The 7,932-nt window shown below is 70.1% G+C and carries 6 protein-coding genes and 1 pseudogene; 2 read left to right on the top strand and 5 right to left on the bottom strand.

Translation table 11 applies throughout. The features are described 5' to 3' along the window. Positions 1–880 (top strand): annotated as a pseudogene (locus RWX45_RS03740) (iron-containing alcohol dehydrogenase); the annotation flags it as partial. 21 nt (positions 881–901) lie between these two features. Here RWX45_RS03740 and rpsO read toward each other — a convergent pair. The 4 genes from rpsO to rbfA form a co-directional block, all read right to left on the bottom strand. After that, a complete protein-coding gene (rpsO, locus tag RWX45_RS03735; RefSeq protein ID WP_316022434.1) occupies positions 902–1,171 on the bottom strand; it encodes a 30S ribosomal protein S15 in 270 nt (89 codons plus the stop codon). A gap of 183 nt (positions 1,172–1,354) precedes the next feature. After that, positions 1,355–2,395 (bottom strand): bifunctional riboflavin kinase/FAD synthetase, encoded by a 1,041-nt coding sequence (locus RWX45_RS03730; protein WP_316022437.1) that lies wholly within the window; start codon positions 2,393–2,395, stop codon positions 1,355–1,357. 93 nt (positions 2,396–2,488) lie between these two features. Beyond that, a complete protein-coding gene (truB, locus tag RWX45_RS03725; RefSeq protein ID WP_316022436.1) occupies positions 2,489–3,514 on the bottom strand; it encodes a tRNA pseudouridine(55) synthase TruB in 1,026 nt (341 codons plus the stop codon). Between the two features lie 83 nt (positions 3,515–3,597). Next, positions 3,598–4,080, bottom strand: a complete 483-nt coding sequence (gene rbfA, locus RWX45_RS03720; RefSeq protein ID WP_316022433.1) for a 30S ribosome-binding factor RbfA — start codon at positions 4,078–4,080, stop codon at positions 3,598–3,600. Between the two features lie 248 nt (positions 4,081–4,328). On the opposite strand from rbfA, the gene rarD reads away from it, so the two are divergent. After that, on the top strand, positions 4,329–5,327 hold the full coding sequence (gene rarD, locus RWX45_RS03715; protein ID WP_410050672.1) for an EamA family transporter RarD: 999 nt from the start codon (positions 4,329–4,331) through the stop codon (positions 5,325–5,327). A gap of 644 nt (positions 5,328–5,971) precedes the next feature. Here rarD and infB read toward each other — a convergent pair. Continuing rightward, a partial coding sequence (gene infB / locus RWX45_RS03710) for a translation initiation factor IF-2 (RefSeq protein ID WP_316022432.1) occupies positions 5,972–7,932 on the bottom strand: 1,961 nt, incomplete at its 5' end.

Genomic DNA, 7,932 nt, shown 5'->3' with positions numbered 1-7,932 from the left:
CCCCACCCCGCCGGTGGAGAAGGTGCAGGCGGGTCTGGCGGCGTTCCGCGCCTCGGGCGCCGACATCCTCATCGGCCTGGGCGGGGGCAGCCCACAGGACACCTGCAAGGCGATCTCGGTGATCGCCACCAACCCCGAGTTCGAGGACGTGCTCAGCCTGGAGGGCGCCTCCCCCACCAAAAACCCCGGCACGCCGATCATCGGGGTGCCCACCACCGCTGGCACGGCGTCGGAGACCACCATCAACTACGTCATCACCGACACCGCCAATCAGCGCAAGTTCGTGTGCGTGGATCCGCATGACATCCCGGTCATCGCGGTGGTGGACCCCGATCTCATGGACGGCATGCCGCGCAGCCTCAAGGTTGCCACCGGCCTGGATGCGCTCACCCACGCCATCGAGGGCTACATCACCCCCGGTGCCTGGGAGCTGTCCGATGCCCTGTGTCTGCGCTCCATCCAGATGATCGCCCAGAATCTGCGCCGGGCCGCCGAGGGCGACGCCGACGCCGTGGAACAGATGGGCCTGGCCGCCTATATCAACGGCATGGCCTACTCCAATGTGGGTCTGGGTCTGGTGCACGGCATGGCGCACCCGCTGGGCGGACGCTACAACGCCCCGCACGGGGTGGCCAACGGCATCCTGCTGGCCCCGATTATGGCCTTCAACGCCGAGTACACCGGGGAGAAGTACCGCGACATTGCCGCGGCCTTCGGTGTGGAGGACGCGCAGACGATGCCGCTGGACCAGGCCCGCGCCGCCGCCGTCGAGGCCGTCGCCGCTCTGACCCGCGACCTGGGCAACCCCACCCGCATCAGCGAGGTGGGCGTGGATGAAGCCGGTATCGCCGCCCTGACCGAGGACGCCTTCGCCGACGTTAAGTATGCGTACTGCTCCGGCTCAGCGGCGGATGCCCAGGCGGGCAATGAGCGAACGGTAGCGCTCGATGTCCTCGCGCTGGAGGTAGTCCAGCAGGCGGCGGCGCTTACCGATGAGGAGGTAGAGGCCGCGGCGCGAGTGGTGGTCGTGCGCGTGGTCCTTGAAGTGCTCGGTCAGGTTGGAGATCCGCTCGGTCAGGATGGCGACCTGGACCTCCGGGGAGCCGGTGTCGCCCTCGTGGGTGGCGTACTCGGCGATGAGCTCCTGCTTGCGTTCGGGGGAAATCGACACGATGTCTCCTCTGATCTCGTTGCGCGGAGCGCCGGGGCTGGTTCTCCCGGGCTTGACACGTCCGCGGCCGATCGACGGCCGGCCCAGGTTACCAGCCGATTCCGCGGCTACCGCCCGCCCCCGGGGTGGCATCGGGCACATGCGCCGCCAGCCCGCCCGGGCAGCGGTACGGGCGGCAGCGGTTCAACTGGCGGTGACATCCTCGGGACGGATCGGATCGGGTACGGGCACCCCCAGGACGCCGGCGGTGTCCACCACGTCCTGACGCATTTGCGCCAGCAGCGCCTCCAGCCCGTCGAAGGCGAGCATGGGGCGCAGCCGCTCGGTCAGCTCGATGCCCACGACCTCCCCATACAGGTTGAGGTCCGCGCGGCCGAGCACATGCGCCTCGACCGTGCGTTGCGGCACGTCATGGAAGGTGGGATTGGTGCCGATGGAAATGGCCGCGGGCAGGCGCTCCTCCCCCGCCACGAGGTGTCCCCCAGCACCTGGGGAACGCACCAGCCAGCCCGCATACACGCCGTCGGGCGGGACCACGCCGGCGGTGGCGGCCTCAAGGTTGGCGGTGGGGAAACCGAGCTGGCGGCCCCGCCGCCGCCCGTGCACAACGGTGCCGCGCAGCCGGTGCGCATGTCCGAGTACCTCGGCGGCGCCGCGCATGTCCCCGGCCTGCAACAGCTCACGCACCCAGGTGGAGGACCAGCGACGCCCCGAGGGCGACACGACGTCCGCGACGATCTCCACCTCGACACCATCCTCGCGGCCAATGTCGCGCAGGGTGGCGGCGTCACCGCTGTTGCCACGTCCGAAGCGCACGTCGTCGCCGACGACGATAATCCGGGCGCCCAGCAGATCCTCAAGCCAGTCGCGCACGAATTCGGCCGGGCCCTGGTCGGCGAATTCCAGGGTGTAGTGGACCACGAGCACCGCATCCAAGCCGGTGCCCGCCAGCGCCTGGAGCCGGTCCGCCAGCGAGGTGACCATGGGCAGGTGGGAGGTGGGGCAATGCACCAGCACGGGATGCGGATCGAAGGTGACGGCCACAGCCCAGGGGCGAGGACCGTCCGGATCAGCGGCCTGGTGGGCACGTTCGACGATGCGGTCGAGGATCGCCCGGTGACCGCGGTGGACGCCGTCGAAGATGCCGACGGTGACCACGCTGCCGGGGCCGGCCGGATCCCTTAGGGCTGCGGGCACCTGGTCGGCGCCGTACCAAATCTCCACGACAACCGCCGCCTCAGTACCGGTCACCGAGACCGCTCCGGGTGCGGTCACTCGTGGTCTGGGTCAATGCTGTCTCCTATGTGACGGGGTTGGTCAGGGCTGCGATACGACGAGGACCGGCCTGGCATGCCCATGCTTGTGGGCCAACAGTGCCACGAGCTCCCCCGCTGGGTCGAACCCGGCGGCAACACCCGGTGTGTCCCCCTCCGCAGGCAGAACCTTGGAGGCAACAACGGGGTGGTCCGGGACCTGTGCCCGCTGGAGCACCTCGGCGGGCAGAGCTTGGCCGTAGCGCAGCGCCTGTGCTTCCTCCTGGGTGAGGTCAATGGCGGGGAAACAGCTGCGGGCGGCGCGACGCAACGGCAGCACCGGCAAACCGGAATCGGTGTCGGCAGCGGCAGCGAGCGCCTCCAGGGTGGCGGCGTCATCCACCGTGAAGGGGCCCACGTCAGTGCGGCGCAAAGCGGTTAGGTGGGCGCCGCAGCCCAGCGCCGCTCCCAAATCGCGAGCGAGTGCACGCACGTAGGTGCCCGAGGAGCAGTGCACCCTCAGGTCCAGATCGACGACCGGGGTGCCGTCTGCGGCGAGCGCCGGGCGGGCTTCGCCGTCGACGTCGAGTGCGTGGATGGTGACGGGACGGGCCAGCAGGGCGATGTCCTCGCCGGCGCGCACGCGCTTGTAGGAGCGCACGCCGTCCACCTTGATGGCGGATACGGCGCTGGGCACCTGCTCGATCCGGCCGGTCAGGGCGGTGGCGGCCCGCCGCAGGGCGGCAGCGAAGCCGGTCTCTCCCCCGTCCCACTGCGCCGGGGCCGGGCAGCCGCGGGCGGTGGTGACCTCACCGTCGGCGTCCTCGGTGAGGGTCTCCTGCCCCAGGCGCACGGTAGCGCGGTAGGTCTTGTCCGCGCCCACGAGGTAGGTCAGGAAGCGAGTGGCCCGGCCGATGCCGAGCACGAGCAGCCCGGTGGCCATGGGGTCCAGGGTGCCGGCGTGGCCGACCTTGCGGGTGGCGGCCATGCGCCGGGTGAGGGCGACGACGTCGTGGCTGGTCATTCCCGCGGGCTTGTCCACCAGCAGCAGGCCGTCGGGGGCCGGGGCGCGTCCACGGGGGACGTCCATGCGGCGGCTGTCCGGCCGACGGCGCGCGGCGGCGGGCCTGCGTGCTGAGTCGAGGTCTCCTGCCGGGGCCGACGCGGCGTCGCTCACGCCTCATCCCCGCGGTAGGCGTCCTCGTCGTCGTACCCGTCGGAGTCGTCCTCGTCGTCTTCGTCGTCGTGGCGGTAGGGATCGGCGTCACCGGCGTAGGTGGCGCCCGCATAGGTGCGGGCGATCTGCTCATCCCGGGCGCGGGCCTGGGCGAGGGCGTCCTCAAAGGCCTGGGCCTGGGTGGGCAGTGAATCCAGCTGGAAGGTGAGCGACGGAGTCAGGCGGATGCCGAGCGCCCGGCCCACCTCGGAACGAATGAGGCCGGTGGCCGAGCGCAGGGCGGCCGCGGTGTCCTCACGCTCCTCATCGCTGCCGTAAACGGTGTAGAACACGGTCGCCTGCTGGAGGTCACCGGTGACGCGCACGTCGGTGATGGTGACGAAACCGAGCCGAGGGTCCTTGATGCGGCCCTGCAAGAGGCGGGCGACGGTCTCGTGGATGTGATCGGCGACCTTACGAACGCGGGCGGCGTCGGCCATGTGAACTCCTTAAGGCTCGAGTGCCGGCAGTGGTGGGCGACGGCTGCGAGGGCGGCGCCTGGCCGGCCGCCGCGTCTTCAGCCGACGGACGGAACATTGTGCACCAAGGACCGCCTGATCGCCAGGCAGCGGCCAAGCGCGACGGATGCCGTGCGCCGCGGGCGTCCCGCGCGCGGCTGAGGCGCACGCGCACCCGGCTGGGACTATCCTCGTCCGCACCGCTCCCCATTCGGACAGGACCGCCGCACGTGACTTCTTCCCTCCGCTCCCCCGCGCCCGAACCGATCAACGCCACCGTTCCGGCGTCCGGCGCGGTCGCGGCGACTGCCGCCGGTGACAGGTCGGGCTTGGCGATGGTGCTGGGCTGCTACCTGCTTTGGGGCCTGTTCCCCCTGTACTTCCGCCTGCTGGACGCGGCGGGCAGTGTCGAGATCATCGGTCATCGGTTGGTGTGGACGCTGGCAACTTGTCTGGTGCTGACCGCCGTGCGTCGCTCCTGGTCGGCGTTGCGTGCCGCCGTCACCACCCCTCGGATTCTCGGGGTGCTGGCCGTCAGCGGCCTGCTCGTCTCCCTGAACTGGCTCATCTACGTCTACGCCGTCAACTCCGACCGCACCGCGGATGCGGCGCTGGGATACTTCATCAACCCGCTGGTCACGGTGGTGCTGGCGGCCATCTTCCTGGGCGAGCGGCTCCGGCCGGCGCAGGTGGTGGCCGTGGGCATCGCTGTCGTCGCCATCGCGGTGCTCGTGGTGGCGCAGGGCTCGTTGCCGTGGATCTCCCTGTCCCTGGCGCTGACCTTCGGGCTGTACGGGTTGGTCAAGAAACGCCTGGGGGCGCGTGTGGATGCGCTGACCGGGCTGACGGTGGAGAGTGCCTGCATGTCCCCGCTGGCACTGGCCTATTTCGTGTGGCTGTACGCGGGCGGGCACGGGGCGTTGCAAGGCGCGCAGGCGTCGGGGTCCCTCGCCGCGCTGCTGGTGCTGGCCGGCCCGGTGACGGCGGTTCCCCTGCTGTTGTTCGCCGCGGGCACGCGTCGGGTGCCGCTATCCGTGGTGGGGCTCAGCCAGTACCTCACCCCGATCATGCAGTTCCTGCTGGCCTGGGGCGTCTTCCATGAGCAGATCTCGACGGCGCGCTGGATCTCGACGACGCTGGTGTGGGTGGCGGTGGTGGTGTTCGTCGCGGACCTGCTGCGTCAGCTAGCGCGCCGCCCCCGGCCGGGCAAGCGCGGACCGGCCGCCTGATGCCGGCAGGTTCATGTCCCTGGCTCCGAGCACCCGCAAGCTGCGCTCCCCTGAGATGCGCGACCGCACCCGGTTGGGCCGGGAGCGCATTCACCCGGAACCGTGCGGTGGCACCGGTGATGCCTTCGTGGGCTCCGACGACGGTTCATAGGTTCCGGGGTGCATCTCGTAGGCGCCGGCCACGGTTCGTCTCCTCGGATCAGTGGCCGACAGGGACGGCAGGGGCAAGCCCCGAATACGACCCTTTTGTCCCCGAACCTCCGGTATGGACGGGGGTTTCGGGCGCAAAGGGTCGTATTCGACGTCGGCGTGGAGGACTCGGGCGCGAAGGGTCGTACTCGCCCCACGCCAACCAGCATGCGCCGCGCCGACTCGCCCTCTACTACGCCACTTCACCGTCTGGTACGCCAGTTAACCGTCCGCTGAAGGCCTCCAAGCCCTTCAATAGACCCTGAAGTGGCGTAGCAGACCCCGAACAGGCGTAGCACACACAGCCCCGGCACCGCGCAGCCGCGCCACCGGCTAGACGCTGCCACCGGCAGAGAAGACGCCGGTGCCGCCACTCCCCACAAGGCAGTGGCGGCACCGGCGTTCGTGGTACAGCCGCCCGGGCAGTACGGACCCAAGCAGTCGTATGGACCGGCTCAGTCGCGCGGCTTCTCGCGCATCTCCCAGGTCTCGATGACGTCGCCCTCGGCGATGTCCCGGAAGGCGAGGTTGATACCACACTCGTAGCCCTCGCGGACCTCGGTCACGTCGTCCTTCTCCCGGCGCAGTGTCTCGACCGTGAGGTCGCCGTTCACCACGACGCCGTCGCGCACCAGGCGAGCCTTGGCGCCCCGCTTGATGATGCCCGAACGGACGATGGAACCGGCGATCGAGCCGAACTTGGAGGAGTGGAAGACCTGGCGGATCTCGGCCGTACCCAGCTCGACCTCCTCGTAGATCGGCTTGAGCATGCCCTTGAGGGCCGCCTCGACGTCCTCGATGGCGTTGTAGATGACCGTGTAGAACTTCATGTCGACGCCCTCACGGTCGGCCAGCTCGGCGACCCGCACGGCGGGGCGCACGTTGAAGCCGATAATGACGGCGGAGTCGACCGTGGCCAGGTTGACGTCGTTCTGCGTGACCGCACCCACCCCGCGGTGGATGACGCGCAGCGCGACCTCGTCGCCAACATCGATCTTGAGCAGGGAGTCCTCCAGCGCCTCGACCGCACCCGAGCTGTCGCCCTTGAGGATGAGGTTGAGGGTGTCGACCTTGCCCTCCTTGAGCACGTCGGTGAGGTTCTCCAGCGAGACCCGCTTGCGGCGCTTGGCCAGCTCGGCGGCGCGCCCGGCGGCCTCGCGCCGGTCGGCGATCTGCCGGGCGGTGCGGTCGTCGGGGGCGACGATGAAGGAGTCGCCCGCGCTGGGGACGTTGGTCAGGCCCAGCACCTGGGCGGGCCGGGCCGGGCCGGCCTCGTCCAGCGTGTTGCCGTGCTCGTCGAACATGGCGCGCACGCGCCCATACGCACTGCCGGCAACGATGGGATCACCGACGTGCAGAGTGCCGCGTTCCACCAAGACAGTGGCGACGGCGCCGCGGCCCTTGTCCAGCTTCGCCTCCACCGTGACGCCGCGGGCGTCGGTGTCGGGGTTGGCGCGCAGATCGAGGGCGGCGTCGGCGGTCAGCAGGACCGCTTCGAGCAGGCCGTCGATGTTGGTGCGCTGCTTGGCGGAGATGTCGACGAACATGGTGTCGCCGCCGTACTCCTCGGGCACCAGACCGTATTCGGTGAGCTGCCCGCGGATCTTCTCCGGGTTAGCGCCCTCCTTGTCGATCTTGTTGACGGCGACGACGATGGGCACACCGGCCGCCTGGGCGTGGTTGAGCGCCTCAACTGTCTGCGGCATGACGCCGTCGTCGGCGGCGACCACCAGGATGGCGATATCCGTCACCTCGGCACCGCGGGCACGCATGGCGGTGAAGGCCTCGTGACCGGGGGTGTCGATGAAGGTGATCGGGCGGGTCTCATCGCCCAGGTTCACGCGCACCTGGTAGGCGCCGATGGACTGGGTGATGCCGCCGGCCTCGGCGGCGACCACGTCGGTGGAGCGGATGGCGTCCAGCAGCTTGGTCTTACCGTGATCGACGTGGCCCATGACGGTGACCACCGGTGGACGCGGCAGCAGCTTGGAGTCGTCTTCGCCGGCTTCCTCGGCCTCCAGGTCGATGTCGAAGGACTCCAGCAGCTCGCGGTCCTCGTCCTCGGGGGAGACGATCTGGACGTCGTAGCCCAGCTCGGCGCCCAGCAGGGCGAAGGTGTCCTCGTCGAGAGACTGGGTGGCCGTGGCCATCTCACCGAGGTGGAACAGCACGGTGACCAGTGCCGCGGGGTTGGCGTTGATCTTCTCAGCCAGGTCGGTCAGCGTGGCGCCCTGGCGCACGCGCACCGGGGTGGAGCCGTCACCGCGAGGGACAACGACGCCGCCGATCGTCGGCGCGCTCTGCTGCTCGAACTCCTGGCGCTTGGCCCGACGCGACTTGCGTCCGCGTGGGGCACCGCCACCGCGACCGAAGGCGCCCTGCGTGGAGCCGCGACCGCCGCGGCCCCCACGGGGAC

It is taken from the genome of Actinomyces sp. MRS3W, assembly GCF_032465695.1.
Lineage (GTDB): Bacteria > Actinomycetota > Actinomycetes > Actinomycetales > Actinomycetaceae > Actinomyces.
Note: the sequence above shows the minus strand (reverse complement) of the source record. Positions and strands in the feature narration are given on the sequence as shown.

Excerpts from the sequence above, each read along its gene's own strand:
- truB (WP_316022436.1), bottom strand. The coding sequence starts at position 3,514 with ATGGACGTCCCCCGTGGACGCGCCCCGGCCCCCGACGGCCTGCTGCTG.
- rbfA (WP_316022433.1), bottom strand. The coding sequence starts at position 4,080 with ATGGCCGACGCCGCCCGCGTTCGTAAGGTCGCCGATCACATCCACGAG.